22 protein-coding genes are annotated in these 23,109 nt (G+C 55.9%); 4 read left to right on the top strand and 18 right to left on the bottom strand.

Going from position 1 to position 23,109, the window contains the following annotated elements; genetic code table 11:
* Positions 1–20: 20 nt before the first annotated feature.
* The 4 genes from ACR0DB_RS11755 to ACR0DB_RS11740 all read right to left on the bottom strand — a co-directional run bounded on the left by ACR0DB_RS11755 (position 21) and on the right by ACR0DB_RS11740 (position 3,233).
* Positions 21–1,043: an adenylate/guanylate cyclase domain-containing protein gene (locus ACR0DB_RS11755; RefSeq protein ID WP_480551039.1), complete on the bottom strand. Its 1,023-nt coding sequence runs from the start codon at positions 1,041–1,043 to the stop codon at positions 21–23.
* 3 nt (positions 1,044–1,046) lie between these two features.
* Complete coding sequence (locus ACR0DB_RS11750) at positions 1,047–1,406, bottom strand: group I truncated hemoglobin (protein ID WP_170771607.1); 360 nt, start codon at positions 1,404–1,406, stop codon at positions 1,047–1,049.
* Positions 1,407–1,523: 117 nt separating this feature from the next.
* Complete coding sequence (locus tag ACR0DB_RS11745; RefSeq protein WP_480551037.1) at positions 1,524–2,354, bottom strand: class I SAM-dependent methyltransferase; 831 nt, start codon at positions 2,352–2,354, stop codon at positions 1,524–1,526.
* 39 nt (positions 2,355–2,393) lie between these two features.
* Positions 2,394–3,233 carry an alpha/beta fold hydrolase gene (locus tag ACR0DB_RS11740; RefSeq protein WP_480551035.1) on the bottom strand — a complete coding sequence of 280 codons (840 nt, stop codon included), beginning with the start codon at positions 3,231–3,233 and terminating at the stop codon, positions 2,394–2,396.
* A gap of 253 nt (positions 3,234–3,486) precedes the next feature.
* Between ACR0DB_RS11740 and ACR0DB_RS11735 the strand changes: the two genes are divergently transcribed.
* On the top strand, positions 3,487–5,724 hold the full coding sequence (locus ACR0DB_RS11735) for an ATP-binding protein (protein WP_480551033.1): 2,238 nt from the start codon (positions 3,487–3,489) through the stop codon (positions 5,722–5,724).
* Positions 5,717–6,430, top strand: a complete 714-nt coding sequence (locus ACR0DB_RS11730) for a response regulator (RefSeq protein WP_480551031.1) — start codon at positions 5,717–5,719, stop codon at positions 6,428–6,430. The genes ACR0DB_RS11735 and ACR0DB_RS11730 overlap by 8 nt, the downstream gene beginning before the upstream one ends.
* 106 nt (positions 6,431–6,536) lie before the next feature.
* On the opposite strand, the gene ACR0DB_RS11725 is transcribed toward ACR0DB_RS11730, so the two are convergent.
* From ACR0DB_RS11725 to ACR0DB_RS11695, 7 genes are all read right to left on the bottom strand, one after another.
* Entirely contained in the window at positions 6,537–7,658 is a 1,122-nt protein-coding gene (locus ACR0DB_RS11725) for a Gfo/Idh/MocA family protein (protein ID WP_480551029.1), read from the bottom strand.
* On the bottom strand, positions 7,655–8,716 hold the full coding sequence (locus tag ACR0DB_RS11720) for a sugar phosphate isomerase/epimerase family protein (RefSeq protein ID WP_480551027.1): 1,062 nt from the start codon (positions 8,714–8,716) through the stop codon (positions 7,655–7,657). The genes ACR0DB_RS11725 and ACR0DB_RS11720 overlap by 4 nt, the downstream gene beginning before the upstream one ends.
* Positions 8,717–8,778: 62 nt before the next feature.
* The gene (locus tag ACR0DB_RS11715; RefSeq protein WP_170783160.1) at positions 8,779–9,903 is read right to left on the bottom strand and encodes a substrate-binding domain-containing protein; all 1,125 of its coding nucleotides are present in this window, start codon (positions 9,901–9,903) and stop codon (positions 8,779–8,781) included.
* A gap of 32 nt (positions 9,904–9,935) precedes the next feature.
* The gene (locus ACR0DB_RS11710; protein ID WP_170783161.1) at positions 9,936–10,889 is read right to left on the bottom strand and encodes an ABC transporter permease; all 954 of its coding nucleotides are present in this window, start codon (positions 10,887–10,889) and stop codon (positions 9,936–9,938) included.
* Complete coding sequence (locus tag ACR0DB_RS11705) at positions 10,886–11,824, bottom strand: ABC transporter permease (RefSeq protein ID WP_237217331.1); 939 nt, start codon at positions 11,822–11,824, stop codon at positions 10,886–10,888. The genes ACR0DB_RS11710 and ACR0DB_RS11705 overlap by 4 nt, the downstream gene beginning before the upstream one ends.
* A 23-nt stretch (positions 11,825–11,847) precedes the next feature.
* Positions 11,848–13,368: a sugar ABC transporter ATP-binding protein gene (locus ACR0DB_RS11700; protein WP_480551025.1), complete on the bottom strand. Its 1,521-nt coding sequence runs from the start codon at positions 13,366–13,368 to the stop codon at positions 11,848–11,850.
* On the bottom strand, positions 13,365–14,213 hold the full coding sequence (locus ACR0DB_RS11695) for a sugar phosphate isomerase/epimerase family protein (RefSeq protein WP_480551023.1): 849 nt from the start codon (positions 14,211–14,213) through the stop codon (positions 13,365–13,367). Before ACR0DB_RS11695 ends, ACR0DB_RS11700 begins: the two co-directional genes overlap by 4 nt.
* Positions 14,214–14,322: 109 nt before the next feature.
* On the opposite strand from ACR0DB_RS11695, the gene ACR0DB_RS11690 reads away from it, so the two are divergent.
* Positions 14,323–15,336 (top strand): LacI family DNA-binding transcriptional regulator, encoded by a 1,014-nt coding sequence (locus ACR0DB_RS11690; RefSeq protein ID WP_480551021.1) that lies wholly within the window; start codon positions 14,323–14,325, stop codon positions 15,334–15,336.
* Positions 15,337–15,454: 118 nt separating this feature from the next.
* Here the strand turns inward: ACR0DB_RS11690 and ACR0DB_RS11685 are convergent, their stop codons facing one another.
* The 4 genes from ACR0DB_RS11685 to ugpB form a co-directional block, all read right to left on the bottom strand.
* Positions 15,455–16,510: a sn-glycerol-3-phosphate import ATP-binding protein UgpC gene (locus ACR0DB_RS11685; protein ID WP_480551019.1), complete on the bottom strand. Its 1,056-nt coding sequence runs from the start codon at positions 16,508–16,510 to the stop codon at positions 15,455–15,457.
* Positions 16,511–16,513: 3 nt separating this feature from the next.
* The gene (gene ugpE, locus ACR0DB_RS11680) at positions 16,514–17,350 is read right to left on the bottom strand and encodes a sn-glycerol-3-phosphate ABC transporter permease UgpE (RefSeq protein ID WP_170772291.1); all 837 of its coding nucleotides are present in this window, start codon (positions 17,348–17,350) and stop codon (positions 16,514–16,516) included.
* A 20-nt stretch (positions 17,351–17,370) separates the two neighbouring features.
* Positions 17,371–18,252 (bottom strand): sn-glycerol-3-phosphate ABC transporter permease UgpA, encoded by an 882-nt coding sequence (gene ugpA / locus ACR0DB_RS11675; RefSeq protein ID WP_480551017.1) that lies wholly within the window; start codon positions 18,250–18,252, stop codon positions 17,371–17,373.
* 61 nt (positions 18,253–18,313) lie between these two features.
* The gene (gene ugpB, locus ACR0DB_RS11670) at positions 18,314–19,624 is read right to left on the bottom strand and encodes a sn-glycerol-3-phosphate ABC transporter substrate-binding protein UgpB (RefSeq protein ID WP_480551015.1); all 1,311 of its coding nucleotides are present in this window, start codon (positions 19,622–19,624) and stop codon (positions 18,314–18,316) included.
* Positions 19,625–19,795: 171 nt separating this feature from the next.
* Here ugpB and ACR0DB_RS11665 point away from each other — a divergent pair, with 171 nt between their 5' ends.
* Positions 19,796–20,698: a LysR substrate-binding domain-containing protein gene (locus tag ACR0DB_RS11665; RefSeq protein WP_170783169.1), complete on the top strand. Its 903-nt coding sequence runs from the start codon at positions 19,796–19,798 to the stop codon at positions 20,696–20,698.
* A 244-nt stretch (positions 20,699–20,942) separates the two neighbouring features.
* Here the strand turns inward: ACR0DB_RS11665 and ACR0DB_RS11660 are convergent, their stop codons facing one another.
* The 3 genes from ACR0DB_RS11660 to ACR0DB_RS11650 are packed head-to-tail and all read right to left on the bottom strand — an operon-like array spanning position 20,943 to position 23,087.
* A complete protein-coding gene (locus ACR0DB_RS11660; RefSeq protein ID WP_480551013.1) occupies positions 20,943–21,974 on the bottom strand; it encodes an L-idonate 5-dehydrogenase in 1,032 nt (343 codons plus the stop codon).
* A gap of 3 nt (positions 21,975–21,977) precedes the next feature.
* Positions 21,978–22,736 carry an SDR family oxidoreductase gene (locus ACR0DB_RS11655; protein WP_170783171.1) on the bottom strand — a complete coding sequence of 253 codons (759 nt, stop codon included), beginning with the start codon at positions 22,734–22,736 and terminating at the stop codon, positions 21,978–21,980.
* Between the two features lie 3 nt (positions 22,737–22,739).
* Positions 22,740–23,087, bottom strand: a complete 348-nt coding sequence (locus ACR0DB_RS11650) for a non-heme iron oxygenase ferredoxin subunit (protein ID WP_480551058.1) — start codon at positions 23,085–23,087, stop codon at positions 22,740–22,742.
* Between the last annotated feature and the right edge of the window lie 22 nt (positions 23,088–23,109).

Here is a 23,109-nt window from a genome sequence, read left to right as displayed (position 1 = left end):
GCGACACAGCCAAAACGCATTCAATCCCTGTCCGTCAGGCGCCAGATTTCCTGCTGTTCAAAGCCACGAACGGATTTCAGGCCAACACTTTCAATGTCGAACTGATCTTTCAACACCTCGGCGACTTCGTCCTGAACGGTGATTTGCATCGGTTCCGAAAACTCTTGCAAGCGTGAGGCCAGGTTCACCGCCGGTCCGAAAATATCGTAGACATATTTCTGGATACCCACGACCGAGCCCACAACCGAACCCGAGGCCAGCCCGATCCGACAGCGCCACTGGTGCGGATGGCTCAGGTTGCGGCGGGTTAGATAGCGGACGAAACGAATGGCCGTATTGGCGATTGCCTTTGCGTGATCCGGCGTCGGATCTGGCAAACCTGCAACCGTGATATAGGCGTCACCGATGGTCTTGATACGCTCGCAACCGAATTGCTCACCGATCCGGTCAAAGGCGCTGTAGATGTCGTTCAACTCGGTGACCGTCACGCTGGGGTCCTGCGAAGCTACCATCTCGGTGAAACCCACGAAATCCAGCATCAGGACGGACACTGGATCGTAAAGCTGCGGCGTCACGACCCCAAAGGTCTTGTATTCCTCGTAGACAGACCGCGGCATCAGGTTCAGCAACAGCTTTTCAACCTGTTCCTTTTCTCGTTTCAGCTCACGCGTATTGCGCTCAACCATCATCGAGTAGGAGTCAATCATGGACTCCAGCTCTTTGATGCGGGTGATGTTCTGACAGACAAGAACCAGCAAATCATCATGTGCGACTGTAAAGTCCAGCGCGATCACCAATGTCCGGCGCTTCTTCTTGAAACTGATTTCCGAGGTGTAGCGTCCGGATTCAAACAAGCTCTTGCGAACCGTCTCAATCTCCAGATCGGGGAATAGCTGCTGCAAATGCGACGATTGAGTTTCGGTATTGAACCAATCCTCAAACGTGTCGTTGCGGAAACCGAACCGAAGTGTTTCGCGATCCAAAAGCGCAACACCCACACCGATGGCACGCAGCAACTGTTCATTGATGGCTTCGATAGTCATGGTTTACCTAACAATCAGAGGACGACGTTTCCCGAATTCTGCCAGGACAACAGCGATATCGTCCTGCGCCACGTTGTGTTTTTGAAGCGCGTCCTGCAACACGGTTTCCAGCTCATCGAAATGGGCATTGGTGATCTGGAGATGCGAATGCAACTGATGCAGTTGTTTGTCTGTATAAGAAGCCGGGCCACCCAGCAAAGATGCGATGAATTTGGTTTGATGGTCTACCATTTTCGTCATATCCACATGATCAAAGAATGGGCCAACCTCATCGTTGTCCAACAGAGTGTCGTAAAATGAAATCACGATTTTGCTGATTTTTGAAAACCCGCCGTATTTCTCATAAAGTGTGCGCTCAACCATTTAAACAAATCCCTATCTGAAAATTACTCGTCACCCGCATACCCCGATTTGCTCATGCGCGTTTCTCCAACGTTCCTGAAAAGATGCGTTGAAACGTTGGAGAAATGCCGTTTGAAATCAGCGTCGTACCGCGATGATCTCGGCGTATTCCGACGCGATGCACAACGTGTCATTTGTTGACACATCGAATTCCCGGATCAATGCCATGATATCGTCGCTCAAAGCGGCTTGCCCTAACGTATCCAGTGCCTCGAACGCTTTCTGCATCGGGCCGTAGAACGTGCGGAAGTATTCCAGAAAATGCTCGGCCGATCTGTAGCGGAACATGAAGGTTTTGCGCCGGAAAGACGTGATTTCGCACTTGCCTCCAAACGTCTCTTGAACCCAGGTTTCACTGCCCCATTGCGCCGGAGAGTTCACACCCGCAGGCGGTGGCACATGCTTCCCAATGGTTTTGAACAACTGTCCGATGAAACTGTCCGGTGTCCAGTTTGCCATACCGATCTTGCCACCCGGACGAACCACGCGCTGAAGCTCGGCCGCGGATTGCTGCTGATTGGGCGTGAACATCACACCAAAGGTTGAAACCACCGCATCAAAAGTCTGATCCCCAAAAGGCAGCTTCTCGGCGTCGGCAACTTTGTAGGTCACAAACAGACCTTCGGCTTTGGCGCGCTGGCTACTGGCCTGCAGCAGAGTTTCAACATAGTCGGTCGACGTGACATCGCAAAACCGCCGGGCGAACGCTAGGGTGGCATTGCCATTTCCGGCCGCGACATCCAGAATTCTGGCACCTGGCGTCATAGCCATCGCCTCGGCAAGCTCTTCTCCGGTGATCTGCAGGGTCACGCCCACTTTGCTGTAGTCGCCAGACCCCCAGGCAACGTTCTGTTTGGCTTTAATGGCCGTAAAGTCCGGGGTGGCCGTGGTAGATGTTTGAACATTCATGATCTCAATCCTTCTTGCTGAATGCTGAATTTATGTGGTTCAGGCGGCTTTCCCGCTTGGCCAGCTGATGTTCACGGCGGGCCGCTCGGCGCTGGCCACGTGTTCAATGATCCGTGAGTTGACCCATTCCGGCTGGAAGATCGGAGCCATGTGCCCCAGCTCGGGCAACAGCGCCATCCGCGCATTGGGCAGCGCCTGCGCGATTTCCACTGCCGCGTGCTGCGCAATCTGCGGTGATTCCAGCCCGGTCATGACCAGAGTCGGCATTTCAAGCCTGGACAGTTCGGACAGATCCCAGTCTTCGGCGAAACCATTTTCGAAATCGCGCAGGACCGAGGGCACCATCGCGGCTAAGCGATCTTTGGCCTGTTCGGGCAGCGCCTCCCAAAATCCATCTTCATTCCAGAAGTTCAGGAAGTGCTGCATCGCACTGGCGGGATCACCCGTGGATACCGCAGTCGAGACCGTCGCCGACACGTGCTGAATGTCGCGAAACAGCACTTGGCTCAGGTCATTCCCTTGAGCAAGGAAATGAAATATTGCCGGCTCGTAGAGCGTCAGGCTTTTCACCAGGTCAGGGCGCAGCAGAGCGATCTTGATTGCGATGCCGCCACCGTTGGAATGACCGACCAGATGCACGGGGCGTCCCAGTGCTTCGATCTCGCGCAGAACAGGTGCTGCCGAAATTGCCGCGCCAGTCTGGGACATGTCAGGTTCAAGGGGATCGAGCCCGTAGCCGGGCAAATCAAAGGCATGGAGAGAAAACCGCCCTGCCAGATCCTTTGCCAACTGACCCCATTGGCCACCATTTGATGCCGAGGAATGCAACGCGACAATCGGTGCGTTGGTTGTTTCGGTAGTGATAAAAGAAATACTCATCATTCTGACCCAACTACAATTTTGATGGACCAAAACTGGGCGTTTTATGTTTCAATGTGATTTCTGAAATCAGCAGTTCGTGTTTCAGTTGTTGCTCTGTGAAGCCGTTCACACAACGCGCTATCCGGTTCCAAACACGCCATGTTTTCGAACGTCTGTGGCAGGAAAATGCACGCCTTGAAACAATTGAAACACAGCAGGCCGATTTTGAAATGGCACTGAAACACTGATATTCTAGACATTCGGAATGGACATGGACTCGTCAACTGATCTTGAAGAAATCGAAAAGGCGCGGGATCTTCTGCGCGACGCGATCGAGTCCTTGAAAGAGGGGTTTGCCCTCTATGACGACGATCGTCGTCTGGTCATGTTCAACCAACGTTATGCCGAAATGAACAAAGGGGTTGCCGACCTGCTGGAGCCGGGCCTCGACTGGGAAATCCTGATGCGCGAAACGGCACGGCGCGGCATCTACGCCGACGCCGTCGGCAATGAACAGCAATGGGTCTCGGACCGGCTGGCCAATGGTATCGACTTCATTCAGGACTTTGAGCTTCTTGAAACGGATGGGCGTACGTTTCTGGTCTCTGTTCATCCAACGAAGTTCGGCGGTTTCGTCGTCACGCGCGAGGATATCACTGAACGAAAGCAGGCTGAGGTTGAAGAGCGCGATGGGGACCTGCTGATCCGAAAGGTGCTGGATGCCAGTTCTGCCGTTGTCACAATGGCGCGCATTGGCGATGGACAGATCCTCTATCGCTCGCCAGCGGCGTTGCAGTTGTTCGGCCCTTCGAAGTCCGCGCGCGAGCATTATCTGAACCCGGAAGAACGCGCAGATTTCATCACTCTGCTTTTGGCCGATGGCCGGGTCGAAGATTACAAGCTGGATCTGGTGAACGCCGCGGGCGCGACGTTTCCGGCGTCAATCTCTTCGCAGCTGATCGACTACAAAGGCGAAGAAGTCATAGTTACCAGCATCATCGACCTGACCGTGCAAAAAGAAGCCGATGCGCTGATCCGACAGGTCATGGAGGCCTACCCTGCCGCGATCAACATGACTCATGCAGAAACGGGCAAAGTCCTGTTTGCCACGCCCGAGATCAAAGCACTGTTTGGCGACACCGAAAGCTCCAAATCCTACTATGCCGACCCGGCCGAGCGCGAGCGATACTTGAACGACCTGCGAAAAGAAGGGGCGCTGAAAGATCGGCGGATGGAGTTCGTTGACGTGCGCGGGCGTAAATTCTGGGCCGCGGATTCGTCTCGCCTTATCGAATTCAATGGCGAGGAGGTCATCGTTTCGAATACGCGTGACCTTACAGACGAATTGGCCATCGAAGCCGAACTCACAAAACAGCGCGAGATGCTATTCCAGAATGAAAAGATGTCGGCCCTGGGAGAGCTGCTTGCCGGTGTCGCACATGAGCTGAACAATCCGCTGTCGGTGGTTGTGGGCCATTCGCTGATGTTGAAGGAAGAGATAACAGATCCGGACCTGACCGCCAGAATTGAAAAGATCGGCAACGCCGCCGAGCGCTGCGCCAAGATCGTCAAGACATTTCTTGCGATGGCACGGCAGCAACCCAGCAAGATCGAACCTGTCGATGTGCTCACTTTGATCGAAACTGCTGCCGATGTGGCGGGCTATGGCAGCACCTCGGGTGAGATCAATATTTCTCGCGTTGTTCCGCAGGATATGCCACCCATTGCAGGGGACGCAGATCAAATCACGCAGGTCATCATCAACCTGATTATCAACGCGGAACAGGCGATGACATCTTCGGGTGTCGGCGATCGGATCACGTTGTTTGCCGAAACCCGAGCAAACACAAACATGATCGAAATCACGGTCGAGGACAACGGCCCCGGCATCCCCAAAACCATAGCACCACGGATATTCGAGCCCTTCTTCACCACCAAGGAGGTCGGCGATGGCACAGGCATCGGCCTGGCCTTTTGTCACCGCATAATTCTGTCCCATGGTGGTCAGATCAGGCTGGAGCAGAGTGGTGGTACCGGCACTTGTTTCCGAATTACCCTGCCAATCGCCTCCGACGAAAGCACCCGTTCGGATGACACAAAAGACTCCATTCCAGCCGCATCTAGGCATAGGGCCTTGGTAGTGGATGACGAGGTCGAGGTCGGGGAATTGAATGCCGAGATCCTGCGACGGGAAGGGTTCGAGGTAGACTTCGTGTCCTCGGGTGAAGAGGCGCTGAACCGGCTGCAGATATCGTCATACGATATCTTTCTAAGCGATCTGAACATGCCGGGTGTCGATGGGCGAAAGATTTTTGAAGCGTTGAAAACGCGCTTCCCCGAGATGCTGAAGAAAACCGCTTATATCACCGGTGACACGATGGGCGAAAGCTCTTTGGGTTTACTGAAGGAATCCGGCCTTCCCTATCTTGAAAAACCCGTATCACCCTCGGAACTCCGGACACTTGTCGGGCAGTTGCTTGCAGACCAGAAGGACTTGTCAGATGAATAGTCAGCAATGCCACATTCTGGTGTGCGACGATGAAATCGACGTGCGTGAGATGTTGCAGGAATATCTGGGCAAACGCGGGTATCAGGTTTCAACTGCCTCTGGCGGCGAGGAACTGCGCGCGATTGTTGCAGATGTGCCGGTCGACCTGATGATTATGGATATCAACATGCCCAAAGAGGACGGCTTGTCCATCCTCAGATCTCTGCGACCAGAAAACACGACGCCGATCATCATGCTGACGGCAGCGGGCGACGTTGTAGACCGGATTATCGGGCTTGAGATGGGCGCAGATGACTATCTAGGAAAACCGGTCGATCTTCGCGAACTTGAAGCCCGGATCAAGGCCATTTTACGCCGCGAAGCCCTGACTGACAGACCCGCGGTGGGTTCGACTGACGCCGAACAGGCCGCATTCGGACATTATGTACTGGATAAAGAGGCCGCCAAACTTCTGGCCGAAGATGGGTCAGAAGTTCAGTTGACGGCCATGGAATACAGGTTGCTCAAGGTTTTTGCGGAAAACAAAGGGCGTGTTCTGAACCGTGACCAACTACTTGAACATGCGCATGATCGGTCCTGGGACCCGTTTGATCGCAGTATCGACATCCGTATTTCCAGGTTGCGCCGAAAACTGGAGACAAACCCCGAAAAGCCCCAGATCATCCGGACCGTACGCGGGATCGGGTATGTCTATGATCCCAAATAGACTGCGCAGATTTTGACAAAACCTACGGCGAAACCACAGACAACCTTGGAGTCCAAGCGTCTGGCGGGTCACTGCCGTCATTAGGTTCGGCGCAAGCTCAGTTACCTTACTGGATTGAGACCGGCTGCCACACGCCATCACTATCGGACGATTTGAGTGCAGCCGAGATGAATGCCATCCCCAGCAAACCATCACTCAGCTCAGGCAATAGATCTTGGCGATCTTGATCTTTTCGGATCAGCGCCGCTGCGTCCTTGTAAATCGTCGCAAACCCTTCCAGGTAGCCTTCAGGGTGACCGGGCGGAATGCGGGTGGCCGCGCGCGCGGTTTCTGATGTCGCCGCCGACCCTCGGGTCAAAACCTGAGTTGGTTCACCAAAGCGGCTAAAGTACAGATGGTTGGGGTGTTCCTGTGACCATTCCAACCCGCCCTTGTCGCCATAGACCCGAAGTCGCAGCCCGTTTTCATTTCCCACAGCAACCTGACTGGCCCACAGCATGCCTCGCACACCATTGCCATAGCGCAGAAGGATATGGGCGTTGTCGTCCACTTGCCTGCCCGGCACCATGCTTGAAAGGTCCGCCGCCAGATGTGAGGGCACTTCACCCGTCACGAAATGCGCCAGATTGAAAGCGTGTGTGCCGATATCGCCGATCGCCCCAGCACCCGACCGCGCAGGGTCCGTGCGCCAGTCGGCCTGTTTGTTGTCGGCATCCGCCGGTTCAGTCAGCCAGTCCTGCGCGTATTCGACTTGCACCAGCCGCAACTTACCCAACTCACCCGCCTGCACCATCTCACGTGCCTGCCGGATCATCGGATAGCCGGTGTAATTGTGCGTCAGGATGAAATGGGCGGATGACGCCTCGGCTGCGGCCTTGATGCGCGCGGCATCCTCAGCCGTGGCGGAAAGAGGTTTGTCGCAAATGACGTGGATACCCGCTTCAAGAAACGCAATCGCCGGATCGGCATGCATATGGTTGGGCGTCACAATCGCTACGGCGTCGATACCGTCGTCGCGCGCTGCCTCGGCCTGTGCCATCTGACGAAAATCTGCATAACTTCGATCAAGCCCCAGCTCTTGCGCCGAGGCCGCCGCGCGCTGCGGGTCGGAAGACAGCGCACCGGCCACCAGCTGCCACTGCCCATCCAGCCGGGCGGCAATTCGGTGTACGGCTCCGATAAAGGCGCCTTTTCCGCCGCCGACCATGCCCAGTTTCAATGGTGTCATTGGCCCAACCCCAGTATGGATCGGATCATGGCCTGATCCACTTCGCCGCCTGCGAAATCGTCAAAGGCCTTGTCCGTGGTTTCAATGATATGACGCGCGATGAAGGGCGCGCCCTCGGCAGCGCCCTGCTCGGGCGATTTTAGACAGCATTCCCATTCCAGAACAGCCCAGCTGTCATATCCATATTGCGTCAGCTTCGAGAAAATCGCCCCAAAATCTACCTGCCCGTCGCCAAGGCTGCGGAACCGCCCCGCCCGGTTGGTCCAGCTTTGATAACCGGAATAGACACCTTGGCGACCGGTCGGGTTGAACTCGGCATCCTTGACGTGGAAAGCACAGATGCGCTCGTGATAGAGGTCGATGAACTCTAGATAGTCCATCTGCTGCAACAGGAAATGCGAGGGATCGTAGTTGATCTGGCAGGCCTCGTGCCCGTTCACCGCATCCAGAAACATCTCGAAGGTGGCTCCGTCGAAGACGTCCTCGCCAGGGTGAATTTCAAATCCGATGGCAACGCCCTGTTCTGCATAGGCGTCAAAGATCGGACGCCAGCGACGGGCAAGCTCGGAAAAGGCTTCTTCAATTAGACCTTGGGGGCGCTGCGGCCAGGGGTAAAGATAGGGAAAGGCCAGTGATCCGGTAAAACTTACCGTTGTGTCCAGCCCCAAGCGCCGGGCCGCAATGGCAGCTTTCTTCACCTGGTCCACAGCCCAATCCTGCCGCGCTTTTGGGTCGCCGTGCATGTTTTGGGGCGCGAAGGCGTCGAAAGCTGGATCATAAGCCGGGTGAACGGCAACCAGCTGGCCTTGCAAATGGGTCGACAGTTCACTTATCTCAACCCCTGCGTCGCGGCAGGTGCCAAGTATTTCGTCGCAATAGGTCTGACTGTCCGCCGCCTTGTCCAAGTCGAACAGCCGCCCATCAAAGGTCGGGATCTGCACTGCCTTGTACCCCAGACCGGCCGCCCATTCCGCAATCGACCCCAGCGAATTAAACGGCGCGGCATCATCCGCAAACTGCGCAAGAAACAGTCCTGGCCCTTTGATTGCACCCGACATCACAGACTCCCTTTCAAATTCCGAATACCGGGGCCTCAAGCAGCCCCGGTGAATTCACACAGTTATTTGCCACCCCAGCGTTCAGGGTAGCCGGGCATGTCTTCACACCCGCAGGCTGCGTAGTGCAGCGGAGGCATGGAGGGGTTCACGAAATCGCCGAGATTGTCGCTGGTGATCGCCGGTTGTGGCAGGTTCCATTCCGGCCCAGGAATGGCCTCGCCATCCAAAACTTTTAGAGCTGCCAGGATAGGCGTGCGCCACTGATAAGTCGGGTAGGTCGGAGCAATGGTGTTCAGGCCAATCTCCTGCCATTTCTGTAGGAAATCCTGCTGATCCTCGCCGGTTACGATCGGAACCTCCAAGCCCATATCTTCGAAGGCTTCGATAGCGGCGACTGAAGTGGCACCCGCGTCCATCCAAACTGCGCCCAATTGGGTTCCGCGCTGGATATAATCCTCGACAATCGCCTTGGTCTTGGCACGGTCGCCATCGGTGAACTCGGCCCCTACGATATTTAATCCAGCCTCTTCCATGATGCGCTTGGCCGCGGAATAGCGGGTTTCCAGCACATCCACGCCGGGCAGGATGCGCAACATCAGCACGTCCGAGCCTTCGGGTGCGTTGGCGGCGATGAACTCGCCCGATTGAATGCCGAAACCATACCCGCCGACCGGTTTGATAAACGTCACGGGACAATCCGTGTTTACGCCGCGGTCAAACACGATGACCGGCAATTGCGCGCAGGCTTTTTCCACAGCGGGGGTCAGGGCTGCTGTCGTGTTGGGGGACACGATCAAGGCGTCACAAGTTCCGCCAGCCAGCAAATCTTCGATATCGGCGATCTGTTTGTCATCCGAGCCTTCCGCATCGGTCACAACGAAGTCCGCAATGTTGTCGTGCCGCTCGACCTCGGCCTGCATTGTATTCCAACCAACTACGCGCCAAGGATTGTTGACGCCCGCGTTCGAAAAACAAATCGTATGAGGGCCGTCTTTCTTGTACGCCGACGTATCAGCCATCACGTCGCCATAGTACTGCAACCAGGGTGTTTCAGCATCGCCGTTGGCGGCAGCCCCCAGCATGTCCTTTTGTTTGGCGAACTCCACCGGGTCATCGAAATTCTGTGCTTGCGCGGGAAGCGCTACCACCAAAGCCGCCAAGGCTGTCGCTGTAAACTTGTTGATCATTTTGTTTTCCTCCTCTGAAAAGTTTCGGGCGCCTATCCCCCTGATCGGCGTCGTCGGTATCCGGCGATCACCACCGCCGAGATCAAAATCAGACCCTGAACCACGTCCCGGATCGGCTTTGGGAAGCCCAGAATGTTGAGCAGCGTAAACATCGCCTGCAATACCAGCGCACCCGCGATCGTTGCCCCGACAGTGCCGCGCCCGCCTAGCAATTGCGCACCGCCGATCACAGCAGCGGTAATGGCCTGCAGCTCCAGCCCGACACCCACATCTGTGGACACCCCCGCAAAGCCGCCAAGAAGGATCCCGGCGATAACAGCCGAGACCGAAGATACGACAAAAGCGATGATCCTGGTCTCGGTAAGCGGGACGCCCGCCAGCAATGCAGCCTTTGGGTTGTCGCCCATCGCAATCAGACGCTTGCCGTAATTGGTGCGATGCATCAGCCACCACATACCGGCACAGACAATGACCATAACGATGACCGCCACCGGAAGAATCTTGATCAGCGGCACATCCTTGATCAAATACCGGCCGAAGAACCTAAAGTTCTCTGGCAGATAACCGCGAGGAGCCCCACCTGACCATGTCAGAGCGACACCGCTGAGCGTGATCATCATCCCCAGAGTAGCGATTATCGATGGCACTTTGAGCCACGACACCACGAGCGCGTTCGCCGTTCCGACAATCACACCTACACCCAGCATGACCAGGACAACCCACCACGTCGCGCTAGCGTCGCCATCCAGCAGAATAGAACTGCCGATCACGGTCAAAGTCACCAACGCCCCTGCCGACAGGTCGAATCCGCCCGAATTGATGACGTACAATTGCCCAACGGCCAAAATTGCGATCGGAGCGGCCCGTTTGAGAAAATTCATATACCCGGTAGGCTGCAGGAAATACGGCGACAGGATCGCAATCGCCACAAACAAAAGTGCCAGTACCAGAAAGACGGGATTGATCTGCTTTAGCCGTTCGATCACGCCTCGATCCTCCGGCTCCGCACTGCATAGACGGCAACAGCCGCCACAATGATGATCCCGCGCAGGATCTGTTTCGCGAAGGCATCGACACCGGCAATGTTGAAAATCGAGTCGATCAGCGAGAAAATCATCACCCCCATCAGGGTGCCCCAAACACCTCCGCGCCCACCTGAAAGCGCCGTGCCGCCGATCACCACCACAGCGATGGACTCAAGATCATATACCCCGTCCCGCCCAATCCACGGCGCGCCCGAACGCAACCGACTGGCCAGATACAACCCCGCAATGGTGGCGCAGACCGAGCAGATCACATGCGCCATGATGACCACGCGGGTTGTCCGCATACCCGCCAATTTGGCGGCGTCCGGATTGCCTCCAACTGAATAGATATTCGACCCGGCGCGGGTAAAGCGCAGAAACACCCAAGCGGCCACGGTCAGCGCGATCAGAAAGATCAGACTGATCGATATTCCCCCGACTTGCCCATAGGCAAAGACCTGGAACTCTTCTGGCACCTCGCCGGCAAAATTGTTGAACGTGGCGCTCAGAAGGCCCTGCAGGACGAGCGCCATGCCAAGAGTAGCGATCAGTGGGTTGACTTCGAACTGGGTGATTACCAGCCCGTTGATCAACCCGACCACAACACCCACAGCCAAAACGGCGGCAATCGCTGGCAGCATCATCGAAGGATCGCCCGACATGATTGATGACGCCAGAACGGCAGATACCGAGATTAAGTTCGCGACACTCAGATCAATTGACGCGATCAATATGGCAAAGGTCTGGCCCACTGCCGTGATCCCAAGGGCAATCGAGCGCCCCAACAGACCAAGAAGGTTTTCAACCGTCAGGAATTGTGTCTGGCCTGTCAGCACGGCCACGATGACATAGACGGCGATCGCAGCCATCAGCAGCAAGAATGGCGCAAAAGCCATGAGATTTCTTGAGCGCGCAGGTTTCATGAGGTTTCGAGTCCCAAATGCGCTTCAGTTGCTGCATGCATGACCTCAGTCTCACTGGCGCCATATCCAAATTCGGCCACGATTTTACCGTCGCTCATCACCAGAACCCGGTCCGATATGCCTAGAACCTCGGGCAAGTCAGACGAGATTGCCATAACCGCCGCGCCGTCCTGTGCCAAACTGCGCATCTGAGCGTAGATGACGGCCTTGGTGTTGACGTCGATCCCTCTGGTCGGTTCAACAAAGATCAGGACTTTTGGAGCCAAGGACAGCCAGCGGGCAACGATGGCCTTTTGCTGATTACCGCCGGACAAAGACTGAATCTCGACCTCGTAATTCGCAGCTCGCAGGTCAAAGGCGTCAAACAGCTTATCCATCTGATCCAGTGTCGCAATCGGCGTATTGTTCGGCGCGCCCAAGGGGTTGGAAAACGCGCGTGCCGAGATCATTCCGTTGTCCCGGACCGATTGCATCAGCATGAGCCCCTCGGCCTTGCGATCACCTGGCAACATGGCGATGCCCGCCTTGGCGGCCTTGCACGGGCTTGTCAGCGAAACCGGTTGCCCTTCGACCGACACTGTGCCGGTCTCAAAGGGTTCTGCGCCAAACAAGGCCAACGCCAATGCAGTGCGACCTGCCCCCTGAACACCTGCGAATCCGGTGATCTGACCTGCACACAGTTCAAGATCAATGTCGAACAAGCGCGCGTTACCCCCACCGTGCACGGTCAGAACCGGTGCGCCGACCTCGTCCGATGTTGCGGGGTCGGGATAGAAATGCCCGATGTCTCGCCCGACCATAGCTTCCACGATTTGGCCGGTTTCGGGCACATCATCAAACGCGGCAGCTACTTTTCCGTCCTTGATGACGGTCACACGGTCGGCCAGACGCCGAATTTCGCGCATACGATGGGTAATATAGACGATCGAACGCCCCTGCCCCCGTAGGTCTTCGACCAGTTGAAACAGCAAGTCAGATTCCGCATCGTTTAGGGCTGCGGTTGGCTCGTCCATGACGATCACTTGCGCGTTCAAAGACAATGCTTTCGCGATTTCAACCATCTGCTGCTGCGCGACGTCCAGATCACTGACCAGCGTGTCGGGTCCAAACCGATGGCGATCTCCAAACAAAGCCAGCACGTTGCGCGTTTCGCGCCGCATCCTCGCGGCGTCCAAAATACCAAACCGGTTGGTTGGTTCGCGACCCAGAAAAATATTCTCGGCCACTGTTCTGTCCGGCAGCAGCGAGAACTCCTGATAGATCACACTCACACCCTGGGTGAGCGATTCCAGCGGATGCTGAAACCGAACCTTCCGACCGCGAAGGAATATTTCCCCTTCTTCCGCCTGATAAACACCCGACAGAACTTTCATCAGGGTGGACTTGCCCGCGCCGTTTTCTCCGACCAACGCGTGAACCTCACCAGCCCGAGCCGAAAAACTGACCGAATCCAGTGCTTTGATCCCTGGAAAAACCTTGGTGATCCCTTTCATCTCAAAGATTGCGTCACCGGTCATGCTTGGGCCCAATTCTTACGAATGAACTCAGCACTGTCCCGAAACAACTGCGCATGAGTATCGAACATGGGGCGCCAGATACGCGTAGCCGCAGCAAGTTCCGGCACGCCTACGCCAAAGGCTTCCATAACGACCCATCCGTCGAACCCGGTCTTTTTCAAGGATGAGAAAACCCGCCCAAAATCAATCTGCCCTGTTCCAGGGGTGCCCCGATCATTTTCAGAAATGTGCAGCACGTTGATTTGACCAGCGACTGCAGCGATTGCCCTTGCCTGGTCTTTTTCTTCGATATGTGCGTGAAAGGTATCGTACATGATCCCAAATGCGGGATGATCGACCATTTTACAGTATTGCGCGGCCTGTTGGGCGGTGTTCAGGAAATGGGTCTCAAACCGGTTGAGCGGCTCAAGCGCCAACCGCATTCCTTGCACTGATGCCTTTTCTGCCATCCGATGATGAGCATCAGCACCGCGTTTCCATTCTTCGGTAGTCGGACCACTGCCGGTGAAGTGGCCGATCGGTGCGTGGAAAGGTCCCCCGATGGTTTGAGCACCCAGTGCGTTGGCGCAATCCACGATCCAGTCCAGATGCTCCAGCCCACGCACGCGGATTTCAGGATCAGCACTGGTGGGGTCCGCATTCGGGTCAGGCGTAATCGCGGTGCATGTTCGCTCCAACCCCAGCGCGTCCAATTCGCCGCCCAGCCATTCATAGTGATCGGCTGTTCCTTCGAGCACGGGAATTTCAACACCGTCATACCCTACTTCAGCCGCTAACTGACAGAACTTCAGCTGCGACTGGTCGATAAATCCACCGACACAAAGCAGGTTCACGCCCAGCTTCATTTCCCCTCCCAAGGCAAAATCGCACACCCATCTCGAATCTTATGTAATCGTTTTCATTTTTAATGTAAAGGATTACATTCTGTCTTTTTCGCTGCTATTACTGGCTGACATGACAAAGAAATCGAACAGCAGACCCACGGTTCGGGACGTCGCACGGGTGGCCGGAGTTTCGACGGCTACAGTAAGTCGGGCGCTGCAATCCCCTGATATCGTTTCTAAAAAAACACGGGATGCAGTGTTTGCCGCCGTTTCGGAAACAGGCTACAGCGTCAATACTGCTGCACAGATGCTGCGTCGCAACAGGTCCGGGACTATACTTGTCATCCTCCCGGATATCTCCAACCCCTTCTTCTCGAAAATCCTTTCCGGTATCGAAGAGGTTGCCACCCGCGCAAATTTGACAATTCTGATAGGCAACACAAACGGGGATAGCACGCGCTACGCAAATATCCTCGAAAACCTGCGCAATGGACGCGCGGACGGGGCCTTGATCCTGAACGGGGAAGCACCCCCTGACGGAATGCTACCCGAAGGCACCCCTGCCGTTTCGATCTCAGAACGCCTGGACGGAACACCTTATCCGCACGTTGGCACGGATAACGAAAAGGCCGCATTCGACGCCACACGGTACTTGATTGAACAAGGTCACCGGAAAATCGCCCATGTCACCGGACCTCAGGACAATACGCTGACCAAAGACAGGCGAGATGGATATGTGAAAGCAATGACCGAAGCGGGGCTGTCAGACCACATTCGCCTCATAGACGGAGGCTTCGTTTACTCAGACGGTGAACACGCAGGGCACCACCTGGCAAAAAACTGGCCCGACACGACGGCCGTGTTTTGCGCAAACGACGAATCCGCCATGGGGGTCATACGAAGCCTGCAACAGCACGGCTACTCGGTACCGGATGATATATCCGTCATGGGTTTTGACGACGTCCCTTTCGCTCGCATTTTCCAGCCTGAGTTGACCACAGTGCATCAGGCCCGAAACCTTATTGGACAACGCGCCATGGAAATATTGCTGGAACAACTTGAAAAGAAACCCTTTTCGACCGGCTCGGTCTATTTGGATCACAGGATCGTTTCGCGAAACAGCGTGACCGGACCGCGAAATTAAAGTTCAGCACCAGGACCGTGCCGAGAGTTCAATAGAGCGTCGATGCCGTAAGGGACCAGCATGTCCCAAGGCCAGGACAGCATTTGAAACCCACAAACCCTGTTCCGCGGGGACGGTATCAGCTTTCCAGCCGCTTACCTGTTTTGCTGTCAAACAAGTGCATATGCTCGGGCGCAACCGAAAACCGCATTTTCGGGTGGTGACCTTCGATAGGGTGGACGCCCGGAAGACTGATCGTGATTGTAGCGCCAGAGTTGGTAAGGTGGCCGTGTAGCAACGTGTTTGCGCCCAACGGCTCTGCCATTTGTACACTGGTTTCAAAGGGGCCGCTATTGTCAGCAAACAAATGTTCGGGACGGATACCCAGCATTAGGTTGGCATCCGGGCCTTGTGCAGGGCCAATCTCGATATCCCCAACCTTGATCAATCCGTTTTCGCGGCGCGCGTCAAAAATATTCATCGCGGGGCTGCCGATGAATTGCGCTGCAAACAGTGTTTTCGGCGTTTCGTAAACTTCAAGCGGAGTTCCGATCTGCTCGGCCACGCCTGCGTTCATCACGATCATCCGGTCCGCCATTGTCATGGCTTCGACCTGATCATGCGTCACGTACAGGGATGTAATCCCAAGTTTTTCCTGAAGTTCACGGATTTCAAGGCGCATCTGCACGCGCAGCTTGGCGTCCAGATTCGAGAGCGGTTCATCAAACAGAAAAACAGCTGGTTCGCGAACAATGGCCCGACCCATTGCCACCCGTTGACGCTGGCCACCGGACAACTGTCTGGGTTTTCGATCCAACAATGGCTCAAGCTGCAACAGCTTGGCCGCTTCGGTCACTTTCGCATCAATTTGCGTCTTAGGCAGTCCAGCGATCTTCAGCCCATAGCCCATGTTCTGGCGCACCGACATATGCGGATAGAGCGCATAATTCTGGAACACCATCGCGATGTCGCGGTCCATCGGCTCTTTCTCATTGGCGCGCTCATCGCCAATGCGGATTTCGCCCGAAGTAACGGTTTCCAAACCGGCCACCATGCGCAAAAGCGTAGATTTCCCACAGCCCGACGGGCCGACGATCACAATGAACTCTCCGTCGGCAATGTCGATGTCGATGCCGTGGATCACATCCGTGGGACCAAAGCTTTTCTTGACGTCTTGCAGGGTTACAGTTGCCATTTCTTACTTCTCGCTATCGACAAGGCCGCGCACAAACAGCTTTTGCATGGATACGACGACGATGACCGGCGGGATCATCGCCAGTATGGATGTGGCCATGATCGTCGGCCAATGGGCAAAATCATCGCCCGAAGGGAACATCTGCTTGATGCCCATTACAATGGTGTTCATTTCCGGGTCGGTGGTGATAAGCAGCGGCCACAGATATTGGTTCCAGCCATAGATGAACAAGATCACGAACAGCGCCGCGATATTGGTGCGGCTCATGGGCACGACAATATCAATGAAAAACCGCATTGGGCGGGCACCGTCGACACGCGCGGCCTCGGCCAATTCATCGGGAATGGTCAGAAAGAACTGACGGAACAGGAAGGTCGCGGTGGCCGAAGCGATCAGCGGGAAGATCAGCCCCGAATAGCTGTTGAGCATACCAAACCCGGCCACAACCTCGAATGTGGGAACGATCCGCACCTCGACCGGCAGCATGAGGGTGATGAAGATCATCCAGAAAAATGTCTGACGACCGGGAAAGCGGAAGTAAACAATCGCAAAGGCCGACAGCAGCGAGATGATGATCTTACCCACGGCAATGCCGATGGCCATCACCAGACTGTTGAACAGCATCGTCGCCACGGGCACGTTGACGCCTGAAAACAGCGCCGCCTTGTAGTTCACCCAGAACTGGTCCCCTGGCGTCACCGGCATAGGGGGCGACACGATATCAGCCTGCGTGACAGTCGAGGCAACAAAGGCCAGCCAGATCGGAAAGAAAATGATCAGAACGCCCAGGATCATGAAGGCATGGGTCAGCCAGATTCCCGCGCCGCGTTTCTCGACCATTCCGTGTTGTTGGGCGGCCATCAGTAGTGCACCCTCTTTTCCACGTATTTGAACTGGATGACGGTCAGCAGGCCAACTACGACCAACAGGATGACCGACTGGGCCGAGGACGATCCCAGATCTTGCCCCACGAACCCGTCGGAAAAGACCTTGTAGACCAGAATGGTCGTGGCTTGTTGCGGCCCGCCCCCGGTGATCGTGTGGATAACCCCGAAGGTTTCAAAGAACGCATAGACCACATTCACCACCAGCAGGAAAAACGCGGTTGGCGACAGCAATGGCAACACGATGGTGAAGAACCGCCGCCAAAAGCGGGCGCCGTCGATCGCGGCGGCCTCGATCACCGATCTGGGGACCGATTGCAGGGCTGCGAAGAAAAACAGGAAGTTGTAGCTGATACGCCCCCAGGCCGAAGCTACGACGACCAGTCCCATCGCCTCGGTCCCGTTCAGAACGTGGTTCCAATCATAGCCAAGCCGGCCCAGATACCATGAGATCACGCCGACGCGAGTGTTGAACATGAACAGCCACAACACCCCGGCCACAGCAGGCGCGACCGCATAGGGCCAGATCAACAGCGTCCGATAGACGCCCGATCCTTTGATCAGCCGATCCGCCAAAACCGCCAGAAACAGCGCCGGAATCATTGAGCAGAGCGTGACCAGCGTCGAAAACACCGCGGTGGTCACGAAAGACGCACGATAGAACTTGTCGCTGAGCAGGAATTCAAAATTGCCCAATCCAACGAATTGCGAAGATAACCCGAACGGGTCGGGGATAAACAAAGATTGCCAGATCGCCTGACCTGCGGGGTAAAAGAAGAAAACGGCCGAGATGATGACTTGCGGCGCGATCAGTGCTAGTGGCAAAAGCCAGCCGCGAAAGGTGACGCGTTTTTCCATCCTAGAGGCCCATCAGCAGATAAACATGTGGGCCAGGACCGGCCCACATGTGCCTTTAATTTTAGCGATTTGCAGTCTCAAAGCGGCGCAACAGGGCGTCTCCGCGTTCTTTTGCACTGTCCATCGCCTCTTGTGCGGTCTTTTCTCCCGACCAGATCGCCTCAAGTTCCTCGTCGATAATGCCGCGGATTTGGTCGAACGACCCAAGACGCAGACCTTTGGAATTAGCGGTTGGCTCTTTCGCGGTCATCTGGATCACGGCAATATCAGTGCCAGGGTTCTCTTCATAGAACCCTGCATTGCGCGTCTCGACACCGGCTTCGGCGGTGATCGGCAGATAGCCGGTATTCTGGTGCCAATCGGCCTGAACACCCGAGGTCGACAGGAAGCTGAGAAACTCGCCAACGCCTTTATATGCATCGTCCTCATGGCCTTCCATCACCCAAAGCGAAGCACCGCCGATAATCGTGTTCTGCGGCTCGCTGATCACGCCAGACCAATAGGGCAGCGGGCGGACATCAAAGTCGAACTGGGCCTCGGCCTTGATGCCCGCATAGCCCGCGGAGCTTTCGGTAAACAGTGCGCATTCGCCAGACCGGAAGTTGGCTCCGCCTTCGTTGCGGCGACCGGTATAGATGAATTTTCCGTCCTTGGCCCACTCACCCATGGCAGTCAGGTGCGCGACCTGCGTGGGCCCGTTCAACATCAACTCGGTGTCCAGACCGGCAAACCCATTGTCCTTCGAGGCAAACGGGACGTCGTGATATGCGGACAGGTTTTCAAGGTGAATCCAGCTCTGCCAAGCGGTGACCAGCGGGCAGTCTTCACCGCCTGCTTTCAACTGATCCAAAACCGCGCCGACATTTTCCCACGTAGACAGGTCGGTGTCGGGATCAACACCGGCAGCTTCGAAAGCGTCACGATTGACCCACAGAACTGGCGTCGACGAGTTGAAGGGCAAGGACAGCATGTCGCCATCGGTGGTGGTATAATAGCCTTTGACAGCGCCGATATAAGCGTCGGGGTCAAAGGATGCGCCGCTTTCGTCCATGACCTCAAACACAGGTTTGACAGCTCCCTTGGCGGACATCATCGTGGCGGTGCCGACTTCGAACACCATCAGGATGTGGGGTTGTTCCCCCGCGCGAAACGCCGCGATGCCTGCGTTCAAGGTTTCCGAGTAGTTGCCCTTGTGGCTTTCCACCACGACAAATTCATCCTGGCTGGCGTTGAATTCTTCCACTTGGGCTTTCACAAGCTCACCCAGACGACCTGTGAAAGCGTGCCAGAACTGAACTTCGGTCTGCGCCATTGCCGCCACCGGAGACAAAGCAGTTGTTACGGCAAGAGCGCCGAGAAATTTCTTTTTCATGATTCCTCCCATGCATCAGGTTCGATGCTTCGTTGAATACCGACCGCTCAACAGCTTCGGCACACATGACGATTTCCCGACGTTAAACGCACAGAATTATAATTCAAGTCCGATCTGATGGATAAAAAAATAACATGGTGTTATGAAACTTGGGAACGATTGGAAACAGCGATGAACCAAACTCTGCGGGTCCGGCAATTGGAAGCACTGATGGCCGTGACGACCAATGGCTCGGTCACGGCGGCCGCAGTCGATTTGGGCGTAAGCCAACCGGCTGTCAGCAGGCTACTTTCAGATCTTGAAAAGTCGCTTGGGTTTCAACTTTTCGACCGTCGAGAAGGTCGTTTGGTTCCCACGCAAGAGGTGCGCTACCTCCTGCCTAGCGTTGAACGCGTCCTTGAGTTGATGAATCAAATCTCGGATGTCAGCCAGGACATCACGCAGCGCAAGGCAGGGCATATTCGCGTTGCCTGCCTTCCCGGATTTGCAACCAGCCATCTGCCCAACGTGGTTGCAGGGTTTTTAAAAGATCGACCCGGAGTGACTTTGACGATCGAACCGGACCGGCCAGAGCGCATTCTGGAATGGATGATCGGAGAGCAATATGATTTCGGCATAACAGACAGTTTCAACGGTCATCCTGCGGTTGAAAGCAACAACATCGACGTCCGCACCGTTTGCGTTTTCCCAACAGGACATCACCTTGAAAACCTGTCTACCATAGCACCAGCGGATCTTGCTGACTGCAAACTGATCCACACCCGACGAGACAGCGATTTCTTCAGCAGGCTTTCCAAAGCCTTTCACAACGTCAATGCGACGTTGAATTCGCATATCGAGGTCAGGCAGTTTACCGCAGCCTGCGAGCTGGCCATGAAAGGCGTAGGCGTTTCTGTCGTCAGCGAGTTGGACGCCGTGCAATACGCCTCACGTGGTCTTAGCTTTCGACCGTTCACACCTGAACTTCCACATACCCTTTCGCTCGTCCGGCCTATCCTGAAGCAACCGTCGCTGGTGACGTTAGAGTTCATTGAACAGTTCAAGGAAAGCCTTACCCCATTTGCAGTTCAATAAGTCGGGCAGATAGTCCGATTTTTTGCCTTATTTAGAGCCACAATCGTTTCATCTTGGTGGAGAATGACGCGCTGAGCCTGGCCTGCGTGCAACACAAAGTCTTGGTATTTGGTCATGATCCCGTAGTGGGGACCGCTGAACCTGATCGAACTCAGCGGCAAGCTGTTTAACTGGGGCATTGCCCAGCAAATTGGTCTCTCATTCCGAGTCCTGAGCTTCTAAAAAAGGATTTCGCTTGGGGCTCCTATCCGAATGCGATTTGCGCCTTCATTGCCTGCGTTCGATCCCCCGCCAGGTCAAAGCCCGCCTGCGCCTGATCCAAAGGCACCGTGTGCGAGATCAGCGGTTTCACATCCAAGCTGCCATTCTGCATCAGAGCAATGGCGGTGGGGAATTCCTCGTGGAACCGGAACGAGCCGCGCAGGTCCAGTTCCTTGGCGGTCAGCATCTGCATAGGGATGGTCATGTCTCCGCCCAGACCCAGTTGCAGAACGATGCCGCGCGGACGCAGCGCGCCAATGCCTGCGGCCAGCGCCTGGGGGCTGCCGGAACATTCGTAGAGGATATCGAAGGTGCCTTTGCCCGCCTGATAGGCGGCCAACGCGTCGCTATCTTGCGCCACGTTGATGACCCGATCGGCACCCGCCCGAGACGCAAAGCCAAGCGCGTTATCCTCAAGGTCGGTCACGACAATCTCGGTCGCCCCTGCTGCACGTGCAGCCAGCACAGCCAGAGTGCCAATGGGACCGCTGCCGGTGATCAGAACCCGCTTGCCCAGAATTTCTCCCGCGCGCCGGGTGCCATGCAGCACAACCGAGAGCGGCTCGGCCATCGCCGCCTCACCCGCCGTCAGGCCCGTTGCACGCACGCATTGGCTGGCATCTGCCACCAGAACCTCACGAAACGCGCCCTGAATATGCGGGAACGGCATGGCAGAGCCGTAAAACCGCATGTTTTCACAATGATTGCGCAGACCTTCGGCACAGTACTGGCAATTCCCGCAGGGCCGCGATGGGGACACGGCAACCAAATCGCCAACTGCCAGCCCGTCGACACCTTCGCCCAACGCCTCGACGTGACCCGAAACCTCATGCCCCAGAATCATCGGCTCGCGCAGGCGCACCGTGCCAAAACCACCGTGGTTGTAATAATGCAAATCCGAGCCGCAAATACCCCCTGCGGCCATTTTTATGCGAACCTGACCGGATCCTGGCTCTGGCACTTCGCGGGTTTCAATACGTAGGTCGCGGGCGGAGTGAATGACAATCGCACGCATGGCTTACAAGCTCGCCGTGATGCCGCCGTCCACGAACAGAGTATGTCCGTTGACAAAGCTGGATGCCGGGGACGACAGGAACACGCAGGCCCCCACCAGTTCCTCGACCTTGCCCCAGCGGCCCGCCGGGGTGCGTTTTTCCAGCCAGGCCGAGAATTCGGGATCGTTGACCAGCGCCTCATTCAGGGGCGTATCGAAATAGCCTGGCGCGATTGCGTTGCATTGCAGCCCATGCTTGGCCCAGTCAGTGGCCATACCCTTTGTCAGATTGCCTACGGCCCCTTTGGTCGCGGTGTAAGGCGCAATGCCGGGCCGGGCGAGCGCGGTTTGAACGCTGGCGATGTTGATGATTTTACCCGCACCGCGGCCGATCATATGCCGCGCACAGGCTTGCCCAACGTTGAAGACCGTCGAGATATTGGTCTCCAGCAGCTTGCTGAACATCTCGGCGGGGTAATTCTCCAGTTCTGTCCGAAACTGCATCCCGGCGTTGTTGACCAGAATGTCGATCTGTCCTGCGCTCTCATATTCGTCAACTGCAGTCTTGACGGCCGCATGATCGGTGGCGTCGAAAGGCAGCGCCGTGACGCTGTGGCCTTCGCCGGCCAGCTTGGCAACAGCTGCATCCAGTTTGGTCGTATCGCGGCCATTCAACACCACCGAGGCACCGGCCTCGGCCAAGCCTCGCGCCAGCGCAAATCCGATCCCCTGAGAGGATCCGGTGACAAGGGCAGTTTTTCCGGTCAGGTCAAATAGGGTCATGGTTCAGATCTCAACATAAACATCGTCGCCTTCAACAGCGACAGGGTAGGTTTTCAGCGCCTCGCAAGCTGGTGCTGCGGTGGGGTCGCCGGTGCGGTAATCAAAGGCCCCGAAATGCAGCGGGCATTCGATGTTGAACTCGTCCACCAGCCCGTCGGACAGGTGCTGCTTTTCGTGGGTGCAATAACCATCGGTGGCATAAAAATTTCCGTCCGGGCCGTGGATGATGATCAGACTTTTGTCCCCATGATCAAAGCGTAAGACGTCCTCTTCTTCGATGTCGCCCGTTGAACAGGCGCGGATTTTCTCGGCCATATAGCCCTCAGATTCTGTGAAATGCGTCATGGCCATGCGATGCACGAATGGTGTCCAC

It is taken from the genome of Ruegeria sp. AB6 (assembly GCF_056542685.1).
This window is presented reverse-complemented; position numbering and strand designations above follow the sequence as displayed.